This is a genomic window from Nocardioides sp. LMS-CY, assembly GCF_018732145.1.
Classification (GTDB): Bacteria; Actinomycetota; Actinomycetes; order Propionibacteriales; family Nocardioidaceae; genus Nocardioides; species Nocardioides soli.
This window is the reverse complement of record NZ_CP076104.1, coordinates 2,745,303-2,766,970: the sequence shown is the minus strand read 5'-3', so window position 1 is coordinate 2,766,970 and position 21,668 is coordinate 2,745,303. Positions and strand designations below refer to the sequence as shown.

The following is a 21,668-nucleotide window of genomic DNA, read 5'->3' as shown; positions in this document are numbered from 1 at the left end:
TCCTCCAGCGTAGTCTCCGAGGCGAGAACGCCGAGGATTTCTGCTGCCTCCGGGCCCGGTGTCACGATCTGGGAAGCCTGTCCACGAGGTGGACGAGGTTCCTAGGCTGGATCCTGGCCGTCCCCGCTGGCGGCCCGAGAGGAGAACTCGTGCCATCAGGGCAGACCCCGTCGCCCCACCTCCGGCCCGACGCCACCGAGGAGCTCACCCGCGCCCTCGAGTCGCGGATGCTCGTGCTGGACGGAGCGATGGGCACCGCGATCCAGCGCGACCGCCCGGACGAGGCGGGCTACCGCGGCGAGCGCTTCGCCGACTGGCCCTCCGACCTGATCGGCAACAACGACCTGCTCACGCTGACCCAGCCCGAGATCATCGCGGGCATCCACCGCGAGTACCTCGACGCCGGTGCGGACATCATCGAGACCAACACCTTCAACGCCAACGCGATCTCGCTGGGCGACTACGGCATGGCGGAGCTCGCCTACGAGCTCAACCTCGAGGCGGCTCGGCTCGCGCGCGGCGAGGCCGACGCGGTGGCGACCCCGCAGTGGCCGCGGTACGTCGCCGGGGCGCTCGGCCCGACCACCCGCACGGCGTCGATCTCGCCCGACGTCAACGACCCCGGCGCCCGCAACGTCTCCTTCGACGGCCTCGTCGCGGCGTACCTCGACGCGGCGCGCGGCCTCGTCGACGGCGGCGTCGACCTGCTGGTGATCGAGACGATCTTCGACACGCTCAACGCCAAGGCCGCCATCTTCGCGGTCGAGTCGCTCTTCGAGGAGCACGGCCGCCGCTGGCCGGTGATCGTCTCCGGCACCATCACCGACGCCTCCGGCCGCACCCTCTCCGGTCAGGTCACCGAGGCGTTCTGGGACTCCGTGCGCCACGTCCGCCCGCTCGCGGTCGGCCTCAACTGCGCCCTCGGCGCGAAGGAGATGCGCCCCTACATCGCGGAGCTGGCCCGGATTGCCGACTCGTTCGTGTCCTGCTACCCCAACGCGGGTCTGCCCAACGCGTTCGGCGAGTACGACGAGGCGCCCGAGGAGACCTCGGCCGTCATCGCGGAGTTCGCCGAGAGCGGCTTCGTCAACATCGTCGGCGGCTGCTGCGGCACCACCCCGGACCACATCGCGGCGATCGCCGACGCGGTCCGGGGCAAGCAGCGTCGTACCCCCGTCGAGCTGTCGCCCGGCATGCGCCTGTCCGGCCTCGAGCCGCTGACGATCACCGACGACAGCCTCTTCGTCAACGTCGGCGAGCGCACCAACATCACCGGGTCCGCGCGGTTCCGCAACCTGATCAAGGCCGGCGACTACGACACCGCGCTCTCCGTCGCGGCGCAGCAGGTCGAGAACGGCGCCCAGGTCATCGACGTCAACATGGACGAGGGCATGATCGACGGCGTCGCGGCGATGGACCGCTTCACCAAGCTGATCGCCAGCGAGCCCGACATCAGCCGGGTTCCGGTGATGGTCGACTCCTCCAAGTGGGAGGTCATCGAGGCCGGCCTGAAGAACATCCAGGGCAAGCCGATCGTGAACTCGATCTCCATGAAGGAGGGCGAGGAGAAGTTCCGCGAGCAGGCCCGCCTCTGCCGCAAGTACGGCGCCGCGGCGGTCGTGATGGCTTTCGACGAGGACGGGCAGGCCGACAACCTCCAGCGCCGGACCACGATCTGCGAGCGCGCCTACCGGATCCTCGTCGACGAGGTCGGGTTCGCGCCCGACGACATCATCTTCGACCCCAACGTGTTCGCGGTCGCCACCGGCATCGAGGAGCACGCGTCGTACGGCGTGGACTTCATCGAGGCCACCCGGTGGATCAAGCAGAACCTGCCGGGTGCCAAGGTCTCCGGTGGCATCTCCAACGTGAGCTTCTCCTTCCGCGGCAACAACCCGGTCCGCGAGGCGATCCACGCGGTCTTCCTGTACCACGCGATCGCGGCGGGCCTCGACATGGGCATCGTCAACGCCGGCGCGCTGGCCGTCTACGACGAGGTGGAGCCCGAGCTGCGCGAGCGGATCGAGGACGTCGTACTCAACCGGCGCCCCGACGCCGCGGAGCGACTGCTCGAGATCGCGGAGAGCTACAACAAGGCCGGTGACGAGGCCGAGGCCGCCGCCGACGAGTGGCGCTCGCTCCCCGTCGCCGAGCGGATCACCCACGCCCTGGTCAAGGGCATCGACGCCTACGCCGAGGTCGACACCGAGGAGCTGCGGCTCGAGATCGCCGCACGCGGGGGGCGCCCGATCGAGGTGATCGAGGGCCCGCTGATGGACGGCATGAACGTCGTCGGCGACCTGTTCGGCGCCGGCAAGATGTTCCTGCCGCAGGTCGTGAAGTCCGCCCGGGTGATGAAGAAGGCGGTCGCCTACCTGATCCCGTTCATCGAGCAGGAGAAACTCGACAACCCCGAGTTCGCGACCGCGAAGGACACCAACGGCACGATCGTGATGGCCACGGTCAAGGGCGACGTCCACGACATCGGCAAGAACATCGTCGGGGTCGTCCTGCAGTGCAACAACTACGAGGTCATCGACCTCGGGGTCATGGTGCCGGCGCAGAAGATCCTCGACGCCGCGGCCGAGCACGAGGCGGACATGATCGGCCTGTCCGGGCTGATCACCCCGTCGCTCGACGAGATGGTCAACTTCGCGGCCGAGATGCAGCGCCAGGGGCTCGACATCCCGCTGCTCATCGGGGGCGCGACCACCTCACGCGCACACACGGCGGTGAAGGTCGACAAGAAGTACGACGGGCCGGTGGTCTGGGTCAAGGACGCGTCGCGCTCGGTGCCCACCGCTGCGGCGCTCCTGGACGACAAGCAGCGCCCCGCCCTGCTGGCCACGATCCAGGAGGACTACGACGCGCTGCGCGCCCGGCACGCCGCCAAGCACGACCGGCCCCTGCTCAGCGTCGAGGGGGCCCGCGAGAACCGCACCCCGGTCGACTGGGACGGCTACGTCCCGCCGGCTCCGGCCCAGCCGGGCGTCCACGTGCTGTCGGCGTACGACCTGGGCGAGCTGCGCGAGTTCATCGACTGGCAGCCGTTTTTCAACGCCTGGGAGATGAAGGGGAAGTTCCCCGACATCCTCAACAACCCGCAGACGGGGGAGACGGCGCGCAAGCTCTACGAGGACGCGCAGGCGATGCTCGACCGCGTCGTCGAGGAGAAGTGGCTCACCGCGAATGCGGTGTTCGGCCTGTTCCCGGCGAACGCCGTGGGCGACGACATCGAGCTGTACGCCGACGACGCGCGCGCCGAGGTCCGCGAGACCCTCCACCACCTGCGCCAGCAGGGCGAGCACCGCGCGGGCGTGCCCAACCGGGCGCTCAGCGACTTCGTCGCCCCGAAGGAGACCGGCCTGGCCGACCACGTCGGCGCGTTCGCGGTCACCGCCGGCCTGGGCTCGGTGGAGCGGATCATGAAGTTCAAGGAGGAGCTCGACGACTACTCCGCGATCCTGCTCGAGGCGCTGGCAGACCGGCTCGCCGAGGCGTTCGCGGAGCGGCTGCACCAGCGGGTGCGCACCGAGTTCTGGGGCTACGACTCCGGCGAGACCCTCGCGAACGAGGACCTGATCGCCGAGAAGTACCGCGGCGTCCGACCGGCCCCCGGCTATCCCGCCTGTCCTGAGCACACCGAGAAGCAGACGCTGTGGCGGCTGCTCGACGTCCACGCGAACACCGGCATCGAGCTGACCGAGTCGATGGCGATGTGGCCGGGCGCCGCGGTGTCGGGCTGGTACTTCTCCCACCCGCAGTCGCAGTACTTCGTGGTCGGCCGACTCGGTCGCGACCAGGTCGCCGACTACGCCGAGCGCAAGGGCTGGACGATGCCCGAGGCGGAGCGCTGGCTCTCGGCCAACCTCGGCTACGACCCCGATGACTGAGCGCCGGAGGAGTCCGTACGCCGTCCTGTGGGACATGGACGGCACCCTGGTCGACACCGAGCCCTACTGGATCGAGACCGAGTTCGAGCTCGCCGCCAAGTACGGCGGCACGTGGAGCAAGGCGCACGCGCTGAACCTGGTCGGCAACGGCCTGCTGGACTCGGGCCGCTACATCGTCGACGTCTTCGGCATCGACGTACCACCCGAGCAGATCGTGGAGGAGCTCCTCGATGGCGTCGTGGCCCGGGTCCAGGACTCGGTGCCGTGGCGACCCGGTGCCGTGGACCTGCTGGCCAGCCTCGCGGACGCGGGCACGCCGTGCGCATTGGTGACGATGTCCTATGAGCGTCTCGTCGCGCCGATCCTGAGCGGGCTCCCGGCCGAGACTTTTCGGGTGATCGTCACCGGCGACCAGGTCGAGTTCGGCAAGCCGCATCCCGAGCCCTACCTGACCGCTGCGGCCGCCCTCGGCGTCGCCGCCGGCCACTGCCTGGCGATCGAGGACTCCAACACCGGCGCCAAGTCGGCCGAGAGCGCGGGCTGCCTGGTCCTGGTGGTCGAGAACCATGTCCCCGTGCTGCCCAGCGAACGTCGGGTCTTCGCCGAGACTCTGGAGGGCATCGACCTCGACGGCGTCTGGGCCGAGTTCCACCGCTGAACCGACGACGGTGGTTGAGGAGGTTGCGCTAGCAACCGTCTCGGTGGTTTCGAGACAGGCGCCAGCGCGCCTTCCTCAACCACCGCGGCCCCGACGACGGTGGTTGAGGAGGTTGCGCTAGCAACCGTCTCGAAACCCACGCACCCACCCCGACCCAGTCCCGACAGCCACCGCCACCGCCCCGGATGGTGGTTTCGAGACAGGCGCCAGCGCGCCTTCCTCAACCACCGCGCCCCCAAGAACGGTGGTTGAGGAGGTTGCGCTAGCAACCGTCTCGAAACCCACGCCCACCCCGGCCCAGCCCGACAACCACCGCCCCGGATGGTGGTTTCGAGACAGGCGCCAGCGCGCCTTCCTCAACCACCGCGCCCCCGAGAACGGTGGTTGAGGAGGTTGCGCTAGCAACCGTCTCGAAACCCACGCACCCACCCCGACCCCGCCCGACAACCACCGCCCCGGATGGTGGTTTCGAGACAGGCGCCAGCGCGCCTTCCTCAACCACCGCGGCCCCGACGACGATGGTTGAGGAGGTTGCGCTAGCAACCGTCTCGAAACCCACGCACCCACCCCGACCCACCCCGACAACCACCGCCCCGGATGGTGGTTTCGAGACAGGCGCTAGCGCGCCTTCCTCAACCACCGATACCGCCCAGGCGCCTGCGCGCCTTCCTCGACCACCGATACCGCCCAGGCGCCTGCGCGCCTTCCTCAACCACCGATACGGCGCAGGGCTGACGGGCCTTCCTCAACCACCGTGAAGCTCAGGCGCGAGCGCTCTCACACACGTCAACCACCGGGCCGGCGTCAGCCGGGCGACCCGACCTCGTCGTCCACGAGCGGGTCACGCTCGGGCAGCGGGGGTGGGGTGCCGCCGTAGGCCGGGCAGATGGCCTGGTGGGCGCACCACGAGCACAGGCGGCTGGGACTGGGCCGCCAGTCGCCGGACTCCTCGGCACGCCGGATCGCGTGCCAGACCGCCTCGACCTTGCGCTCGGTGGCGCGCAGGTCGGCCTCGTCGGGGACGTAGCGGAGGATCTCGCCGTTGCCGAGGTAGACGAGCTGGAGCATGGCGGGCACGATGCCGCGAGTGCGCCAGATGACCAGCGCGTAGAACTTCATCTGGAAGAGCGCCCTGCCCTCGAACATCTCGCTCGGACTCGACCCGCTCTTGTAGTCCACCACTCTGATCGAGCCGTCGGGCGCCACGTCGAGGCGGTCGACGAAGCCGCGCAGCAGCAGCTTCGACTCGAGCAGCGTCTCGACGTACAGCTCGCGCTCGGCCGGCTCGAGTCGGCGCGGGTCCTCGAGCGTGAAGTAGCGGGCCAGCACCTTCCGGCACGCCGCGAGCCAGGACGTGATCTCACGCCCCTCGGCGCCCTCGAACATCTCGTGGAGCGTCGGCTCCTGCTCGACGAGCGCCTCCCAGGCGGGCTCGAGCATGTCGTCGGCCCGCTCGGGCGTCCGGTCGGTGGCGGGCAGGTCGAAGAGGTCCTCGAGCACCTTGTGGATGACGGTCCCGCGGACCGCATCGGGGGAGAAGGGCTCGGGGAGCCTGTCGATGGTGCGGAAGCGGTAGAGGAGCGGGCAGGTCATGAAGTCGCCCGCGCGGCTCGGGGACAGTGCCCCGAGGACGTCGACGCCGTCGACCGGGGTCGAGATCCGGGTCGCCGGCGACTCCTGCTCCACACCCACGCGCTCACCCTAGACGGGCGCACGGACAGTGCCAGGCCCCGGGCGACGCGGGGGAGCGGAGGACCGGTCGGATAGCCTCGGAGACGTGCCCGACTCGCCTCCCCGTCCCCGGCCACCGGGCACCATCAGGATCGGCACCGTCGCCGGAAGCGACGTCCTCGTCTCGTCCTCGTGGTTCCTGGTCGCGGGCCTGATCGCGATCATCGTCGCGCCGCGCATCGAGGCCTCCGAGCCCGGCCTCGGCGCCTGGAAGTACGTCGCGGGGCTCGCGTTCGCGGTGATCCTGTACCTGTCGGTACTGCTCCACGAGGCCTCGCACGCCATCGTCGCCAAGCGCCTCGGGTTCCCGGTCGGGCCGATCACCCTGCACTTCCTCGGCGGCATGACGTCGATCGAGGGGGAGGCCCGCAAGCCCCGGCAGGAGTTCCTGATCGCCGTGGTCGGCCCGCTGACCTCACTGGCGGTCGGCATCGTCGCGGTCGGGCTGTGGTTCGTCACCCCCGAGGGGCTGCTGCTGGTCGCCGTCGAGGGCCTGGCGGGCGCCAACCTGCTGGTCGGACTGCTCAACCTCGTGCCCGGACTGCCTCTCGACGGGGGGCGCGTGCTGAAGTCGCTGGTCTGGCAGGTCTCCGGCAACGCCCACCGCGGCACGATCGTCGCGGGCTGGACCGGGCGCGCGACCGCGGCCGCGGCCCTGCTCTGGCCGGTCTTCCAGGAGCAGCTCACCGGAACCCCTCCCACCATCCTCGACTTCGCGCTGGCGCTGATCGTCGCGGCGTTCCTGTGGTCGGGCGCCACTGCCGCGATGTCGGCCGCCCGCCTCCGCAGCCGGCTCCCGCGACTGGTGGGCAGGCAGCTCGCCCGGCGCACGCTCGCCGTCCCCGGTGACCTGCCGCTCGCCGAGGCCGTACGCCGCGCGCAGGAGGCCCAGGCGGGGAGCCTGGTCACGGTCACCTCGGACGGCCACCCGGTCGGCATCGTGAGCGAGGCCGCGCTCAACGCCACCCCCGAGGATCGCCGGCCCTGGGTCGCGACCTCGACCGTGGCGCGGACCCTCGACGACGGACTGCGGCTGCCGGCCACGATCGCCGGCGAGGACCTGGTCACCGCGATCAGCCGGCACCCGGCCGCCGAGTACCTGCTGGTGGAGGAGGACGGCTCGATCTGCGGAGTGCTGGTGACCGTCGACGTCGACCGGGCCTTCCGCGAGGCCGGCCGCTGATGGCCACTAGGGTTCCGGGGATGTCCGACAGACCCGATCCGCAGCCCGCTCGACAGACCGCGCCCGACGTCGCGCCCGAGGCCTGGTCCGGCGTGCACCGCGGGCCGCTCCGCGCGGGCGAGTGGGTGCGCCTCACCGACAGCAAGGGGCGCCGGCACAACATCTGCCTCGAGCCGGGCAAGCGCTTCTTCTCCAACCGCGGGCACTTCGACCACGACGAGCTGATCGGGCGTGAGGAGGGCTTCAGCGTCACCTCCTCGGCCGGTGGGGAGTACCTCGTGTTCCGGCCGCTGCTCTCCGAGTTCGTGGTCTCGATGCCCCGCGGCGCTGCGGTCGTCTACCCCAAGGACGCCGCCCAGATCGTCGCGCTCGCGGACATCTTCCCCGGCGCGCACGTCGTCGAGGCGGGGGTCGGGTCGGGTGCGCTCACCTGCTCGCTGCTCCGGGCGGTCGGACCGTACGGCCGGGTGTCGTCGTACGAGCGTCGCGAGGAGTTCGCCGACGTGGCCCGCCGCAACGTCGGCCAGTTCTTCGGCGCGCCCGAGGGCGAGACCCACCCCGCCTGGCGGCTCACGCTCGGCGACCTCGCCGAGGCGCTGCCGGCGTCGGAAGAGCGCGCGGACCGGATCATCCTCGACATGCTCGCGCCCTGGGAGTGCCTCGACGCCGCCGCCGACGCGCTGTGGCCCGGTGGCATCGTCTGCGCGTACGTCGCCACCACCACCCAGCTCTCGCGGTTCGTCGAGACCGTCCGGGTGCACGGCGGCTTCACCGAGCCGCAGGCGTGGGAGTCACTGGTCCGCGACTGGCACGTCGAGGGTCTCGCGGTCCGGCCCGGCCACAAGATGATCGGGCACACGGCGTTCCTGGTCACCGCGCGCCGGATGGCCCCCGGGCAGCGGGCCCCGATGAAGAAGCGCCGTCCGGCACCGGGCGCCTACGGGCCGGACTACACGGGCCCGCGCCCCGCCGGGATCCCCGTCGAGCCTGCCGAGTGAGGCCGGAGTAGCGCCGGGTGACGGCCCGGTGACCGGGTCGCGTCCAAATCGTGATCAACTCCGCGAAATGAACCGGCTTGTCCCCTGTTCCCTTGGGTAGTGTCGAGGACACAGGAGGTGGCGCTGATGTCGACATCATCGGAAGGCGTGCCCAGCCCGGGGGGCCGTAGCCCCGAAGAGCTGACCGAGCAGGTGCGGCTCCTGGAGGCGGAGGTCACGGACCTCAGGTTCCGGCTCCGGGAGAGTCCCTCCGGCTCGCGCGGTCTCGAGCTCCGGCTCGCCGACGCGCAGCGCTCGCTGGCCGGCCTGACCGCCCAGAACGAGCGCCTGGCCCAGACCCTGCGCGAGGCGCGGGAGCAGATCATGAAGCTCAAGGAGGAGGTCGACCGGCTGGCGCAGCCGCCGGCCGGGTTCGGCACCTTCCTCTCGCGCAACGAGGACGACTCGATCGACGTGTTCACCGGCGGACGCAAGCTCCGCGTCAACGTGAGCCCCAGTGTCGACCTCGACGGTCTCCAGCGCGGCCAGGAGGTCATGCTCAACGAGGCCCTGAACGTCGTGGGCGCGCTCGAGTTCGAGCAGGTCGGCGAGGTCGTCATGTTCAAGGAACTGCTCGCCGGCGGCGACCGGGCCCTGGTCATCGCGAACGCCGACGAGGAGCGCGTCGTGCGCCTGGCCGAGCCGCTGTGCGGGGAGACGATCCGCGCCGGCGACTCGCTGCTGCTCGACTCGCGCTCCGGCTACGTCTACGAGAAGGTCCCCAAGTCGGAGGTCGAGGAGCTCATCCTCGAGGAGGTCCCCGACATCGCCTACGAGTCGATCGGCGGACTGGCGGGCCAGATCGAGCAGATCCAGGACGCCGTGGAGCTGCCCTACCTCTACCCCGAGCTGTTCAAGGAGCACCAGCTCAAGCCGCCCAAGGGCGTGCTCCTCTACGGCCCGCCCGGCTGCGGCAAGACGCTGATCGCGAAGGCGGTCGCCAACTCGCTCGCGAAGAAGGTCGCCGCCAAGACCGGCCAGGAGGGCAAGTCCTACTTCCTCAACATCAAGGGCCCCGAGCTGCTCAACAAGTACGTCGGCGAGACCGAGCGGCACATCCGCCTGGTCTTCCAGCGGGCGCGCGAGAAGGCGAGCACCGGCACGCCGGTCATCGTGTTCTTCGACGAGATGGACTCCCTGTTCCGCACCCGCGGCTCCGGCGTGTCCTCCGACGTCGAGAACACCATCGTCCCGCAGCTGCTCAGCGAGATCGACGGCGTCGAGCTGCTCGAGAACGTGCTGGTCATCGGCGCCTCCAACCGCGAGGACATGATCGACCCCGCGATCCTGCGACCCGGCCGGCTCGACGTGAAGATCAAGATCGAACGGCCCGACGCCGAGTCGGCGCGCGACATCTTCAGCAAGTACCTCACCACCAGCCTGCCGCTGCACGCCGACGACATCGCGGAGTTCGGCGGCGACCGGGACGCGACCGTCGCGGGCATGATCCGCGCAACCGTGGAGCGGATGTACACCGAGACCGAGGAGAACCGCTTCCTCGAGGTCACCTACGCCAACGGCGACAAGGAGGTCCTGTACTTCAAGGACTTCAACTCCGGCGCGATGATCCAGAACATCGTCGACCGGGCCAAGAAGATGGCGATCAAGGACTTCCTCGACCACGAGCAGCACGGTCTGCGGGTCTCGCATCTGCTCCAGGCGTGCGTGGACGAGTTCAAGGAGAACGAGGACCTGCCGAACACCACGAACCCCGACGACTGGGCCCGGATCTCCGGCAAGAAGGGCGAGCGGATCGTCTTCATCCGCACGCTCATCACCGGCAAGCAGGGCACCGAGCCGGGCCGGTCCATCGACACGGTCGCGAACACCGGACAGTACCTGTAGACCGCACGCGACCACGATGGTCGAGGGGCGAGGCGCGCCAGTGCCGAGCCTCGAGACCACCGCGGACCGAGGCTGCTTCTCGGCTCACGGGGTTTCGAGGCTCCTGCGCTCGTTCCTCGCTCCGGCGCACCTCAACCACCGCAGGTTTCGAGGCTCCTGCGCTCGTTCCTCGCTCCGGCGCACCTCAACCGTCGCGGGCTCAGCGTGAGTGCCGCACCGCGAGGACGGCGCGCACCTGCTCCTCGTCGAAGGGCTCCCCGAGCCAGGCGAAGAACGGCGCCAGCGCGGCCGGGTCGGCGACGTAGTCGTCGTACCTGACGTGGTACGCCGCGTCGCCCAGGTCGGCGGCCGTGGCGAGCAGCCTCGCCTCGGCGCGCTCGAGCCGCTCCGGGGCGGTCGGGTCGTCGGCCCACCACATGCTCTTCGAGACGTCGTCGTGGTTGCGCGTGTTCACGACGAACCGGGCGTCGGGGAAGACCTGACGCAGCCAGGCGACGAAGTCGCCGAGGTCCTCCTTGGTCCACCGGATCTCCTTGAACCCGATGACTCGGGTGTCCTCCTCCGGCCGCAGGATGGTGTCCAGCGCCAGGCGGCGGAAGCCGGCGATCGACCGCTTGCTCGGGTAGCCGTCCATGCCGAAGAAGGGCCGGGTCGGGTCCGTCGGCGTCTTCGTGCCGGTCAGCCGGCGCATCACCTTGCGCTGCACCCGCCGCGCCTCCATGCCGGTGCGGTGGTAGTCGTAGAGGAGGCGCATCATCTGCCGGTTCTCGCCACGGATCAGGTAGCCGGGGATCGAGTTCAGGACGCCCTGCAGCAGGGTGGAGCCGGAGCGCCCGTAGGTGAGCACGAAGAGGTACCCGAGGTCGGTGCGACCTTCGAGTGCGGCCAGCCGGCGGCGCAGCGCGGCGTTCTCGTCGCGGAGCCGCGCGAGCTCGCCGCGGCCGCGCAGCACTCTCGGCGACCTTCCGGTCCCGTCCGTCTCCGTCCTGCTCATCGCGTCGAACCTACGGCCCGCCCGCGGTAGACGTAGGTCCAGGGTCGGCCGGCCGCCGGCCCGGGCAGGTAGGCGGCCGCCAGGGTGGCCGGTGTCAGACCCGCCGCCTCGACCAGCGCCGGGACGTCGCGGCTGAGATGACAGCCGCCCGCGACCCGCCGTTGGACCGGGTCCAGCCGCCGCTGCCAGGAGGCGACCTGGGGGTCGGGGGAGCGCCCGTGCTCCAGGAAGTGCAGGCTGCCGCCGGGGCGCAGCACCCGGCGCACCTCCGCGAGCGCCCGGGCGACGTCGGGGATGGTGCACAGCGTGAACGTCGACAGCACGGCGTCGTACGACGCGTCCTCGGCCTCGAGACGCTGTCCGTCGAGACCGACCCGGGCGACCGGTACCGGGCAGGCGGCGCGGGCCCGCTCGGACATCCGCCAGCCGACGTCCGACGGCTCGACCGCGTCCACGCTCTCGACCGCCTCGGGGTAGAGCGCCGCGTTGCGCCCGCTCCCGAAGCCGATCTCCAGCACCCGGCCACCGAGCCCCGTGACCGCCTCCCCACGCAGCCGCATCACCGGCCCGGTCGAGAGCGAACGGTCCGCCAGGTGCGGGACGACATGCTCGGTCCACCAGCCCATGCTCCGGAGCCTACGGCCTCTGCGGCTCGCGTACGCTCGAGTCATGAGCGTGCGACGGGTGATGGGGACCGAGGTGGAGTACGGCATCGCCGTGCAGGGCCAGCCGCTGGCCAACCCGATGGTCGCCTCCTCGCAGATCGTCAACGCCTACGCGTCCGCGACCCTGCGGGCGCGCCGCGCCCGGTGGGACTTCGAGGAGGAGTCGCCGCTGCGCGACGCCCGCGGCTTCGACATGTCGCGGCAGGTCGCCGACCCCAGCCAGCTCACCGACGAGGACATGGGGCTGGCCAACGTCATCCTCACCAACGGCGCCCGCCTGTACGTCGACCACGCCCACCCGGAGTACTCCACGCCCGAGGTGACCACGCCGCTCGACGCGGTCACCTGGGACAAGGCGGGCGAGCTGGTGATGCTCGACGCCTCCCGGCGGGCCGGGCAGCTGCCGGGCGGACCGCCGATCGTGCTCTACAAGAACAACACCGACAACAAGGGCGCCTCCTACGGCGCCCATGAGAACTACCTGATGCGCCGCTCGACGCCGTTCGGCGACATCGTGCGGCACCTGACGCCGTTCTTCGTCAGCCGCCAGGTGGTGTGCGGTGCCGGCCGGGTCGGGATCGGCCAGGACGGCCGGGGCGACGGGTTCCAGATCAGCCAGCGCGCGGACTTCTTCGAGGTCGAGGTCGGCCTCGAGACCACCCTGAAGCGGCCGATCATCAACACCCGCGACGAGCCGCACGCCGACCCGGAGAAGTACCGCCGTCTCCACGTGATCATCGGCGACGCGAACCTGGCCGAGATCTCGACGTACCTCAAGGTCGGCACCACCGCGCTGGTGCTGGCGATGATCGAGGACCGGTTCATCACCACCGACCTGACCGTCGACGCCCCGGTCGCCGGCCTGCGGGCGATCTCCCACGACGCCTCGCTGCAGCACCGGGTGCGCCTGGTCGACGGGCGCGAGCTCACCGGCGTCCAGCTCCAGCTGGAGTACCTCGACCTGGCTCGCAAGTACGTCGAGGACCGCTACGGCACGGACGCCGACGCGCAGACCGTCGACGTCCTCGCGCGCTGGGAGTCGGTGCTCGACCGCCTCGAGCGCGACCCCATGTCGCTGGCCGGCGAGCTCGACTGGGTGGCCAAGCTGCGGCTGCTCGAGCAGTACCGCCAGCGTGACGGGCTGGAGTGGGACGACGCCAAGCTGCAGCTGATCGACCTCCAGTACTCCGACATCCGTCCCGAGAAGGGGCTCTACCACCGGCTGGTCGCCGGAGGCCGGATGACGCGGCTGCTCGAGGACACCGTCATCGAGCGCGCCATGCACGACCCGCCGGAGGACACCCGGGCCTACTTCCGGGGTCGCTGCCTGGAGAAGTACGCCGAGCACGTCGCCGCCGCCTCGTGGGACTCGGTGATCTTCGACCTTCCGGGCCGCGAGTCGCTGCAGCGGGTGCCGACCATCGACCCGCTGCGTGGCAGCAAGGCCCACGTCGGAGAGCTGCTCGACCGCAGCGAGACCGCCGAGGCGCTGTTCACCGCGCTCACCTCCTGAGGCACCTCCCGAGGCTCACGGGCCGGCTTCCCGGATCCCGGTGTCTCGACGCGCCGCCGCGTCGCTGACCGGGTACCGCTGACTGGATAGGGTGGTGGTATGGCACAGGAGCAGAAGCAGCCGCGCCGCTCGTCGGAGTCCGAGGCGGCCGTCGAGACCGCGCCCGAGACCGACGTCGCCGAGCGCAAGGAGGCTCTCGACGACGAGGTTGACGACATCCTCGACGAGATCGACGACGTGCTCGAGACGAATGCCGAGGACTTCGTGAAGTCCTTCATCCAGAAGGGCGGGGAGTAGGAGTGGGCGAGCGAAGCGAGCTCACCATCCAATGCCGCGCCCTCCGTGCCTCATGCGCGCACGGAGCGAAGCGAGTACGTGCATGAGCAGTCCTCGTCTCCCGGCCGCCTTCCTGCAGCCGGGCACCACGTCGTTCGCCGACTTCCTCGCCGAGCAGGCGCCCGACCTGCTGCCGGGGCGCCGGGCGGTGCCCCAGGGGCAGGCACCGGGCCACGCCGGCGACCTCGCCCCGCACGGCACCACGATCGTCGCGGCGACCTTCGCCGGCGGCGTCGTGATGGCCGGTGACCGGCGCGCGACGATGGGCAACATCATCGCCCAGCGTGACATCGAGAAGGTCTTTCCGGCCGACGAGTTCTCCGCCGTCGGCATCGCGGGCACCGCCGGGATCGCCGTCGAGATGGTGCGGCTCTTCCAGGTCGAGCTGGAGCACTACGAGAAGATCGAGGGCACCACGCTCTCGATGGACGGCAAGGCCAACCGCCTCGCGGCGCTGATCCGCGGCAACCTGGGCATGGCGATGCAGGGTCTCGCCGTCGTACCCCTCTTCGCCGGCTACGACCTCACCACCGACCAGGGCCGGATCTTCAGCTACGACGTCACCGGGGGACGCTACGAGGAGACCGCCTTCCACTCGGTGGGCTCGGGCTCGCTGTTCGCGCGCGGGTCGCTGAAGAAGCTCTACCGCGACGACTTCGACGAGACCGGGTGCGTCACGGCGGTCGTCCAGGCGCTGTACGACGCGGCCGACGACGACTCGGCCACCGGTGGGCCCGACCTGACCCGCCGGATCTTCCCCGTCGTCCAGGTGATCACCGCCGACGGCGGGCGCCGGCTGGCCGACTCGGCCGTGGCCGCGGTCGCCGACCAGGTGATCGCCGGCCGGATGACCCGGCCCGACGGCCCCGCGGCCCCGCTGATGGAGGGTGGCCAGGCATGAGCATGCCGTTCTACGTCTCGCCCGAGCAGCTGATGAAGGACCGGGCCGACTTCGCCCGCAAGGGCATCGCCCGGGGCCGCTCGGTGGTGGCGGTGCAGTACGCCGACGGCGTGCTGTTCGCGACCGAGAACCCCTCCCAGGCGCTGCACAAGGTCTCCGAGATCTACGACCGGATCGCGTTCGCCGCGGTCGGCCGCTACAACGAGTTCGAGAACCTGCGGATCGCCGGCGTCCGCCTCGCCGACATGCGCGGGTACGCCTACGACCGCCGCGACGTGACCGGGCGCGGCCTGGCCAACGCCTACGCCCAGACGCTCGGCACGATCTTCTCCAGCGGTGGCGAGAAGCCCTACGAGGTCGAGCTCTTCGTCGCCGAGATCGGCGACAGCGCGGCCGACGACCAGCTCTACCGGCTCACCTACGACGGCCAGGTGGCCGACGAGCACGGCTTCGCCGTCATGGGCGGCGCCGCCGACGTGGTGGGCGGCTACCTCGAGGAGCGGTACGCCGAGGGCGCCTCCCTCGCCGACGCCCTCCGGCTCGCCGTCGAGGCGCTGGGCCACAACGAGGCCGAGCACCGGGTGATCGAGGCGGGCGACCTCGAGATCGCCGTCCTCGACCGCACCCGCTCGCAGCCCCGGAAGTTCTCCCGGCTCCGCCCGGCCCGGCTCGCGGAGCTGCTCGGCGACCGGACGCCGGTGCCGACGACCGAGCCCGCCGAGCAGCCGACGGACCAGACGGGGGACCAGACGGGGGCGCCAGCCGCCGACACCGGTGACGATGGCCCGCCGGTGGCACCGCCGGTCTCCTGACCGGCGGGCGCCCCGGCCTCCGGGCCCGCTCCGACGACTCGTCGGGCTCGAAGTGACCCGGTTCCAACCTCGGTGCGCCTAGGCTGCAACCGTGGACAGGCGGATCTTCGGGATCGAGAACGAGTACGGCGTCACGTGCACGTTCAAGGGGCAGCGGCGGCTGAGCCCCGACGAGGTCGCGCGCTACCTCTTCCGCAAGGTCGTCAGCTGGGGGCGCAGCAGCAACGTCTTCCTCCGCAACGGCGCCCGGCTCTACCTCGACGTGGGCAGCCACCCGGAGTACGCCACGCCCGAGTGCGACGACGTCGTCGACCTGGTCACCCACGACAAGGCGGGGGAGCGGGTCCTGGAGGGCCTCCTCCTGGACGCCGAGCAGCGGCTGCACGACGAGGGCATCGCGGGCGAGATCTACCTGTTCAAGAACAACACCGACTCGGCCGGCAACTCCTACGGCTGCCACGAGAACTACCTCGTCAGCCGGGCCGGGGAGTTCTCCCGGCTGGCCGACGTCCTCATCCCGTTCCTGGTGACCCGGCAGATCGTCGTCGGGGCCGGCAAGATCACCCAGACGCCGCGCGGCGCGTCGTACTCGGTCTCCCAGCGTGCCGAGCACATCTGGGAGGGCGTCAGCAGCGCCACCACGCGCAGCCGGCCGATCATCAACACCCGCGACGAGCCGCACGCCGACGCGGAGAAGTACCGGCGCCTGCACGTGATCGTCGGCGACAGCAACATGAGCGAGACCACCACGATGCTCAAGGTGGCCAGCTGCGACCTGGTGCTGCGGATGATCGAGGAGGGCGTGGTGATGCGCGACCTCACGATGGAGAACCCGATCCGCGCGATCCGCGAGATCTCCCACGACGTCACCGGCACCCGCAAGGTGCGGCTCGCGAACGGCCGCGAGGCCAGTGCGCTCGACATCCAGCAGGAGTACCTCTCGAAGGCACGCGACTTCGTCGACCGCCGGGGGATCAGCACCCCGGTGATCGAGCAGGCCCTCGACCTGTGGGAGCGCGGCCTCAAGGCGGTGGAGTCCGACGACCTCGGTCTGGTCGACCGCGAGATCGACTGGGTCATCAAGTGGAAGCTGATCGAGCGCTACCGCGCGAAGCACGGCCTGCCGCTCGGCCACCCCCGCATCGCCCAGCTCGACCTCGCCTACCACGACATCCACCGCGGCCGCGGCCTCTACTACCTGCTGGAGAAGCGGGGCATGGTGGCGCGAGTGACCAGCGACCTGAAGATCTTCGAGGCCAAGTCGGTGCCGCCGCAGAACACCCGCGCCCGGCTGCGTGGCGAGTTCATCCGCCGGGCCCAGGAGCGCCGCCGCGACTTCACCGTCGACTGGGTGCACCTGAAGCTCAACGACCAGGCCCAGCGCACCGTCCTGTGCAAGGACCCGTTCCGCGCGCACGACGAGCGGGTGCAGCGCCTGATCGACGGGATGTGAGCGCGGTCAGGTTGCCTTCAGGGTCGGCCGCTAGGGTGTCCGGGCTGGAGTCTCAGCATGTCCTCTGCATCCGAACCGAAGGTTGATCCCGTGTCACGACGTCTGCGACGGCTCCCGGCCATCGTCCTGCCGCTCCTCCTGGCCACCACGCTGGTCGCCTGCGGCGACGACGACGGCTCCGACAGCGGCTCCGGCTCGACCGATGCCCTGCACGGCATCACGATCACCGGCGACGTCGGCAAGGAGCCCGAGGTCGAGTGGGACGGCGAGCTCAAGGTCGACAAGACCGCCACCGAGGTCGTCACCGAGGGCGACGGCGAGAAGGTGGCCGAGGGCGACCAGGTCTCGGCCCACATCTGGATCGGCAACGGCACCACGCAGGAGAAGGCGTACTCGACGTACGACCAGAAGCAGCCGGAGTCGGTCCAGGCCAGCAACGACCTGAGCCCGGTGTTCAAGGACGCCATCATCGACCGGACCATCGGCTCGCGCATCGCTGTCACCGCCACCGCCGCCGACGCCTTCGGCGAGGCCGGCAACGCGCAGATGGGCATCGGCAACAAGGACACCGTGCTGCTGATCGTCGACCTCATGGACAAGCAGGTCGTCCTCGACGGCCCGGAGGGCAAGGAGCAGCCGGCGCCGTCGTGGGCGCCCGGCCTGATCACCGAGGGCGACAAGGTCACGGGTCTCGACTTCTCCAAGGCGCCCGAGCCCGACCGCAAGCTCCAGTCGGCGACCCTGATCCAGGGCGAGGGCGACGTGGTCAAGAAGGGCCAGACGATCACGGTCAACTACCTCGGCCAGGTCTACGGCGGCAAGAAGCCCTTCGACGAGAGCTACAGCAGCGCCCCGGCGTCCTTCGCCATCGGCGTCGGTCAGGTCGTCTCCGGCTGGGACAAGACCCTGGTCGGCGCCAAGGTCGGCAGCCGGATGATCATCGCGCTGCCGCCGGCCTGGGGCTACGGCAAGGACGGCAACCCGGACGCCGGCATCAAGGGCACCGACACGCTGTACTTCGTGGTCGACATCCTGGCGGCGTCCTGACCCGTCGGGAAGGATCGGCAGCATGAGCGGGACGACGGGCAGGAAGAGCGAGCGTCTGCTCAACCTCCTGATCATGCTGCTGGTCCAGCGCCACTTCGTCTCGAAGGACCGGATCCGGGAGATCCTCTACCCGGGCATGTCGGACGACGCCTTCGAGAAGATGTTCGAGCGGGACAAGGAGGAGCTGCGCAGCCTCGGGGTCCCGATCGAGGTCGGCAGCATCGACGCCTACTTCGACGACGAGCCCGGCTACCGGGTCCGGCCCGACGAGCTCTCGCTGCCCGACATCGCGCTGACGCCCGACGAGGCGGCGGTGATCGGCCTCGCCACCCGAGTCTGGCAGCACGCCCGGCTGGCCGACGCCACGACGGAGGCGGTGCGCAAGCTCGCGGCGTTCGGGGTGGAGGTGGACGAGTCGGCCCTCGACATCGCGGAGCCGCGGCTCTCGGCGGAGGAGCCGTCGTTCGACGTGTTCTGGGAGGCCACCCAGGAGCGCACGCCGGTCGAGTTCGAGTACCGCCGCTCCGGTGCGACCCGGACCACCACCCGGCACCTCCAGCCGTGGGGTGTCGTCCGCTACTCCGGCCGCTGGTACGTCGTCGGCCTCGACACCGACCGCGGCCAGGAGCGGGTCTTCCGCCTGTCGCGGGTCCAGGGGGAGGCGCGCCGCGCCGGCGCGCCGGGCTCGTACGACGTACCGCCCGGGACGGACGTACGGGCCACCGCGATGCGGCTGGCCCCACCGCCGCCCGCGGGGGAGACCGTGGTCCTGGTGCGTCGCGACGCGGGCGGACCGCTGCGCCGCGACGCCGTCGCCGTCGAGTCCGACGTCGCCGGTCCGGATCGCCGGACCGCCTGGGACCGGGTCCGGCTGGCGCGCAGCGGCTCCGAGGTGGCCGAGCAACTGCTCGGGTACGGCGCCGACGTCTACGTCGAGTCACCCGACGAGGTGCGCACCATCGTGATCGAGCGGCTGCGTGCCGTCGTGGGGAGGGACTCGTGAGCACCCAGCCGGCGGGCGCGAAGGACCAGGTGGCCCGGCTGCTGACCCTGGTCCCGTTCCTGCACGCCCGGGGCAAGGTCCGGCTCGAGGACGCCGCGGCGGCCCTCGGCGTCCCCGCCGAGCAGGTGCTCGCCGACCTCAAGGTGCTGCTCATGTGCGGGCTGCCGGGGGGCTATCCGGACGATCTCATCGACGTCGACCTCGACGCGCTCGAGGAGCCGGAGGGCGACGGCGTGATCCGGGTGACCAACGCCGACTACCTGGCGCGCCCGCTCCGGCTGTCCCCGACGGAGGCCACCGCGATCATCGTCGCGCTGCGTGCCCTGCGCGGCAGCGCGGGCGACGACACCCGTGAGGTGGTGGACCGCGCGCTCGCGAAGCTCGAGGCCGCCGCCGCCCACGGCTCCGGCGCCCACCAGATCGATCCCGGGGAGATCCCCGGCGGCGCCGACCTGGTCCGGCTCGAGGCCGACCTGCGCCGCGCGGGCGACGCCCGGCGGCAGGTCCGGCTGCGCTACTACGTGCCCTCCCGCGACGAGCTCTCCGAACGCGTGGTCGACCCTCGCGGCATCGTGACGGCCCACGGCTCGACCTACCTCGACGCGTGGTGCCACAGTGCCGACGCACCTCGCCTCTTCCGGCTGGACCGGATCGAGGCGGCCCACGTGCTGGAGAGCGAGATCGTCTCCGACCCCGAGCCGCCCCGCGACCTGACCGACACGGGCCTCTTCCCCCGGTCGCCCGAGACGACGCTCGCGACCCTCGAGCTCGACCCGGCCGCGCGGTGGGTGGTCGAGTACTACCCGGTCGAGGACGTCCGGCCGCGCCGCGGGGGCCGGCTCGAGGTCGACCTCGTCATCGCCAACGAGCGCTGGCTGCAGCGCCTGCTGCTGCGGCTCGCGCCCCATGCCCGCGTCATCGCGCCGGCGGCGTACGCCGAGTCGTACGCCGCCGCCGCGCGCGAGGCGCTCGACCTGTACGGATGACCGTCGGCCACCCCGTCCGGCCGAGCGACGGGGCGTACGATGGAGCCGCTACCCACCAACAGATGAGGTCACGATGCTCAACCCCATGATCGGAATGCCCCAGGGAGCCGAGTGGCTCGTCATCCTGGCAATCGTGGTGCTCGTCTTCGGTGCCGCCAAGCTCCCCGATCTCGCGCGCGGCACCGGCCAGGCCCTGCGGATCTTCAAGGCCGAGACCAAGGGTCTGCGCGACGACGACGATGACGAGCCGACGCCGCCGACCAAGCCGGCGAGCGAGCTGCCGCCGACCACACCCGAGCAGCCCCAGGCCGAGGACCGGCAGGCCGACAAGAACAACGGCTGACCTCGAACCCACAGCACCCCCGTGGCGTTCCGAGGTCTGCTCCTGTTCCTCTCCACCAAGCCGGTCCATCCGGTCGGAGAAGACGGTCGGATGGCACTCTCCGACCATTTCCGGGAGTTGCGTGCCCGGATCCTGAGGGTCTTCCTGACCCTCGTCGTCGTCTTCGTGGTCGCGCTGTTCTTCTTCGACCCGCTGTTCGACTTCGTCTACGGCCCCTACGAGGACGCCGTGGCGAAGCTGCCGGAGGGCACCAGCCTGGCGACCACCAGCGGCGCCGGCGGCGGCCTGATGCTCTACCTCAAGCTCTGCGGGTTCACGGCGCTGCTGGTCACCTCACCGGTCTGGCTCTACCAGATCTGGGCGTTCATCCTCCCCGGCCTGCACCCCAGCGAGCGGCGCTGGACGCGGATCTTCATGGCCGTGGCCGTGCCCCTGTTCTTCATCGGGGTGGTCCTGGGCTTCCTCACCCTGCCCAAGGGGCTCGAGGTGCTGATCGGGCTGAACCCCGACCCGATCACCAACCTGGTGGACTTCAACGAGTACCTCCAGTTCTTCACCCGCACCCTGCTGGTCTTCGGCCTCGCCTTCGAGATCCCGGTCTTCGTGGTGATGCTCAACCGGGCCGGTGTGGTCAAGGGCAAGACCCTGGCCCGCTACCGCCCCTGGATCATCGTCGGCATCTTCGTCTTCGCCGCGGTCGCCACCCCGTCGACGGACCCGTTCACGATGACGTTCATGGCGGTGCCGATGGTGCTCCTCTACTTCGTCTCCGAGGTGATGGCCCGCGTCCACGACCGCCGCAAGGCCGAGCGGCGGCCGTTCAAGGACCTCTCGCCCGACGAGGCATCGCCCCTGTGACGGACGACGAGACCGCGGTCGACCCGTTCGACCTGCCCGACTGGCTCGGCATCGCGGACGTGACGTGGTCGGCGCGCGCCGGGCTGCGCACCGGGTACGCCGTACCCGGCGAGCTCGCGGCCGACGGCCAGGACCCGCTCCCGTGCGACCTGCTCGCGGTCGACGAGGCGTACCCGGCCCCGGTCGCGTCCGACCGGCTGCGTCGCCTGGCGCACCAGGCCTGGCGGCACGGCGAGGTGCACCTCATCGAGCGCGGCGACCGGATGACGCTCGCGGTGCCGGGCACGTCGTTCTCCGCCGACCTGGTGCTCGATGCGGTGGGCCGGCTCGCCCGCGCGGTCGGTGCCTCCGCGGAGCGCTACTCCGTGCGTCTGCGCATCGGCGACGTGGGCCGAACGCCTCGCTGAGCG

Annotated in this window: 19 protein-coding genes; 16 read left to right on the top strand and 3 right to left on the bottom strand. The window is 70.8% G+C overall.

The window, feature by feature from the left end; translation table 11 throughout:
- Positions 1-227 precede the first annotated feature (227 nt).
- A complete protein-coding gene (metH, locus tag KM427_RS13340; RefSeq protein ID WP_215527618.1) occupies positions 228-3,893 on the top strand; it encodes a methionine synthase in 3,666 nt (1,221 codons plus the stop codon).
- Positions 3,886-4,551: an HAD family hydrolase gene (locus KM427_RS13335; protein ID WP_215524171.1), complete on the top strand. Its 666-nt coding sequence runs from the start codon at positions 3,886-3,888 to the stop codon at positions 4,549-4,551. Before metH ends, KM427_RS13335 begins: the two co-directional genes overlap by 8 nt.
- An 804-nt stretch (positions 4,552-5,355) precedes the next feature.
- Here the strand turns inward: KM427_RS13335 and KM427_RS13330 are convergent.
- Positions 5,356-6,237: a RecB family exonuclease gene (locus KM427_RS13330; RefSeq protein ID WP_183594823.1), complete on the bottom strand. Its 882-nt coding sequence runs from the start codon at positions 6,235-6,237 to the stop codon at positions 5,356-5,358.
- A gap of 91 nt (positions 6,238-6,328) precedes the next feature.
- Between KM427_RS13330 and KM427_RS13325 the strand changes: the two genes are divergently transcribed.
- From KM427_RS13325 to arc, 3 genes are all read left to right on the top strand, one after another.
- Complete coding sequence (locus KM427_RS13325; protein ID WP_183594693.1) at positions 6,329-7,465, top strand: site-2 protease family protein; 1,137 nt, start codon at positions 6,329-6,331, stop codon at positions 7,463-7,465.
- Positions 7,466-7,485: 20 nt separating this feature from the next.
- Entirely contained in the window at positions 7,486-8,463 is a 978-nt protein-coding gene (locus tag KM427_RS13320) for a tRNA (adenine-N1)-methyltransferase (RefSeq protein WP_221200108.1), read from the top strand.
- A 126-nt stretch (positions 8,464-8,589) separates the two neighbouring features.
- Positions 8,590-10,347: a proteasome ATPase gene (arc, locus tag KM427_RS13315; protein WP_215524170.1), complete on the top strand. Its 1,758-nt coding sequence runs from the start codon at positions 8,590-8,592 to the stop codon at positions 10,345-10,347.
- 199 nt (positions 10,348-10,546) lie between these two features.
- Here arc and KM427_RS13310 read toward each other — a convergent pair whose 3' ends face one another.
- Both KM427_RS13310 and KM427_RS13305 read right to left on the bottom strand, forming a co-directional pair.
- Positions 10,547-11,341 carry a sulfotransferase gene (locus KM427_RS13310; protein ID WP_215524169.1) on the bottom strand — a complete coding sequence of 265 codons (795 nt, stop codon included), beginning with the start codon at positions 11,339-11,341 and terminating at the stop codon, positions 10,547-10,549.
- The gene (locus KM427_RS13305) at positions 11,338-11,967 is read right to left on the bottom strand and encodes a class I SAM-dependent methyltransferase (protein ID WP_215524168.1); all 630 of its coding nucleotides are present in this window, start codon (positions 11,965-11,967) and stop codon (positions 11,338-11,340) included. Before KM427_RS13305 ends, KM427_RS13310 begins: the two co-directional genes overlap by 4 nt.
- Before the next feature lie 43 nt (positions 11,968-12,010).
- On the opposite strand from KM427_RS13305, the gene dop reads away from it, so the two are divergent.
- The 11 genes from dop to KM427_RS13250 all read left to right on the top strand — a co-directional run bounded on the left by dop (position 12,011) and on the right by KM427_RS13250 (position 21,665).
- Positions 12,011-13,519 (top strand): depupylase/deamidase Dop, encoded by a 1,509-nt coding sequence (gene dop, locus KM427_RS13300; RefSeq protein WP_286674189.1) that lies wholly within the window; start codon positions 12,011-12,013, stop codon positions 13,517-13,519.
- A gap of 99 nt (positions 13,520-13,618) precedes the next feature.
- Complete coding sequence (locus tag KM427_RS13295) at positions 13,619-13,816, top strand: ubiquitin-like protein Pup (protein ID WP_183594698.1); 198 nt, start codon at positions 13,619-13,621, stop codon at positions 13,814-13,816.
- An 82-nt stretch (positions 13,817-13,898) separates the two neighbouring features.
- Complete coding sequence (gene prcB, locus KM427_RS13290; RefSeq protein WP_215524167.1) at positions 13,899-14,756, top strand: proteasome subunit beta; 858 nt, start codon at positions 13,899-13,901, stop codon at positions 14,754-14,756.
- The gene (gene prcA / locus KM427_RS13285; RefSeq protein WP_215524166.1) at positions 14,753-15,568 is read left to right on the top strand and encodes a proteasome subunit alpha; all 816 of its coding nucleotides are present in this window, start codon (positions 14,753-14,755) and stop codon (positions 15,566-15,568) included. The genes prcB and prcA overlap by 4 nt, the downstream gene beginning before the upstream one ends.
- A gap of 91 nt (positions 15,569-15,659) precedes the next feature.
- Positions 15,660-17,021, top strand: coding sequence for a Pup--protein ligase (gene pafA, locus KM427_RS13280; RefSeq protein ID WP_183594701.1), 1,362 nt, complete (start codon positions 15,660-15,662; stop codon positions 17,019-17,021).
- Positions 17,022-17,111: 90 nt separating this feature from the next.
- The gene (locus tag KM427_RS13275; protein ID WP_183594702.1) at positions 17,112-18,068 is read left to right on the top strand and encodes an FKBP-type peptidyl-prolyl cis-trans isomerase; all 957 of its coding nucleotides are present in this window, start codon (positions 17,112-17,114) and stop codon (positions 18,066-18,068) included.
- A 22-nt stretch (positions 18,069-18,090) separates the two neighbouring features.
- Entirely contained in the window at positions 18,091-19,071 is a 981-nt protein-coding gene (locus KM427_RS13270; RefSeq protein ID WP_215524165.1) for a helix-turn-helix transcriptional regulator, read from the top strand.
- The gene (locus KM427_RS13265; protein ID WP_215524164.1) at positions 19,068-20,057 is read left to right on the top strand and encodes a WYL domain-containing transcriptional regulator; all 990 of its coding nucleotides are present in this window, start codon (positions 19,068-19,070) and stop codon (positions 20,055-20,057) included. Before KM427_RS13270 ends, KM427_RS13265 begins: the two co-directional genes overlap by 4 nt.
- 85 nt (positions 20,058-20,142) lie before the next feature.
- Positions 20,143-20,400, top strand: a complete 258-nt coding sequence (tatA, locus tag KM427_RS13260; RefSeq protein ID WP_246391256.1) for a Sec-independent protein translocase subunit TatA — start codon at positions 20,143-20,145, stop codon at positions 20,398-20,400.
- A 90-nt stretch (positions 20,401-20,490) separates the two neighbouring features.
- Positions 20,491-21,258 (top strand): twin-arginine translocase subunit TatC, encoded by a 768-nt coding sequence (gene tatC / locus KM427_RS13255; protein ID WP_183594705.1) that lies wholly within the window; start codon positions 20,491-20,493, stop codon positions 21,256-21,258.
- The gene (locus KM427_RS13250) at positions 21,255-21,665 is read left to right on the top strand and encodes a hypothetical protein (RefSeq protein ID WP_183594706.1); all 411 of its coding nucleotides are present in this window, start codon (positions 21,255-21,257) and stop codon (positions 21,663-21,665) included. The genes tatC and KM427_RS13250 overlap by 4 nt, the downstream gene beginning before the upstream one ends.
- Positions 21,666-21,668 lie beyond the last annotated feature (3 nt).

Excerpts from the sequence above, each read along its gene's own strand:
- KM427_RS13305 (WP_215524168.1), bottom strand. The coding sequence starts at position 11,967 with ATGGGCTGGTGGACCGAGCATGTCGTCCCGCACCTGGCGGACCGTTCG.
- metH (WP_215527618.1), top strand. The coding sequence starts at position 228 with ATGCTCGTGCTGGACGGAGCGATGGGCACCGCGATCCAGCGCGACCGC.
- KM427_RS13270 (WP_215524165.1), top strand. The coding sequence starts at position 18,091 with ATGAGCGGGACGACGGGCAGGAAGAGCGAGCGTCTGCTCAACCTCCTG.
- tatA (WP_246391256.1), top strand. The coding sequence starts at position 20,143 with ATGATCGGAATGCCCCAGGGAGCCGAGTGGCTCGTCATCCTGGCAATC.
- tatC (WP_183594705.1), top strand. The coding sequence starts at position 20,491 with ATGGCACTCTCCGACCATTTCCGGGAGTTGCGTGCCCGGATCCTGAGG.
- arc (WP_215524170.1), top strand. The coding sequence starts at position 8,590 with ATGTCGACATCATCGGAAGGCGTGCCCAGCCCGGGGGGCCGTAGCCCC.
- dop (WP_286674189.1), top strand. The coding sequence starts at position 12,011 with ATGAGCGTGCGACGGGTGATGGGGACCGAGGTGGAGTACGGCATCGCC.
- KM427_RS13295 (WP_183594698.1), top strand. The coding sequence starts at position 13,619 with ATGGCACAGGAGCAGAAGCAGCCGCGCCGCTCGTCGGAGTCCGAGGCG.
- KM427_RS13320 (WP_221200108.1), top strand. The coding sequence starts at position 7,486 with ATGTCCGACAGACCCGATCCGCAGCCCGCTCGACAGACCGCGCCCGAC.
- KM427_RS13310 (WP_215524169.1), bottom strand. The coding sequence starts at position 11,341 with ATGAGCAGGACGGAGACGGACGGGACCGGAAGGTCGCCGAGAGTGCTG.
- prcB (WP_215524167.1), top strand. The coding sequence starts at position 13,899 with ATGAGCAGTCCTCGTCTCCCGGCCGCCTTCCTGCAGCCGGGCACCACG.
- KM427_RS13335 (WP_215524171.1), top strand. The coding sequence starts at position 3,886 with ATGACTGAGCGCCGGAGGAGTCCGTACGCCGTCCTGTGGGACATGGAC.
- prcA (WP_215524166.1), top strand. The coding sequence starts at position 14,753 with ATGAGCATGCCGTTCTACGTCTCGCCCGAGCAGCTGATGAAGGACCGG.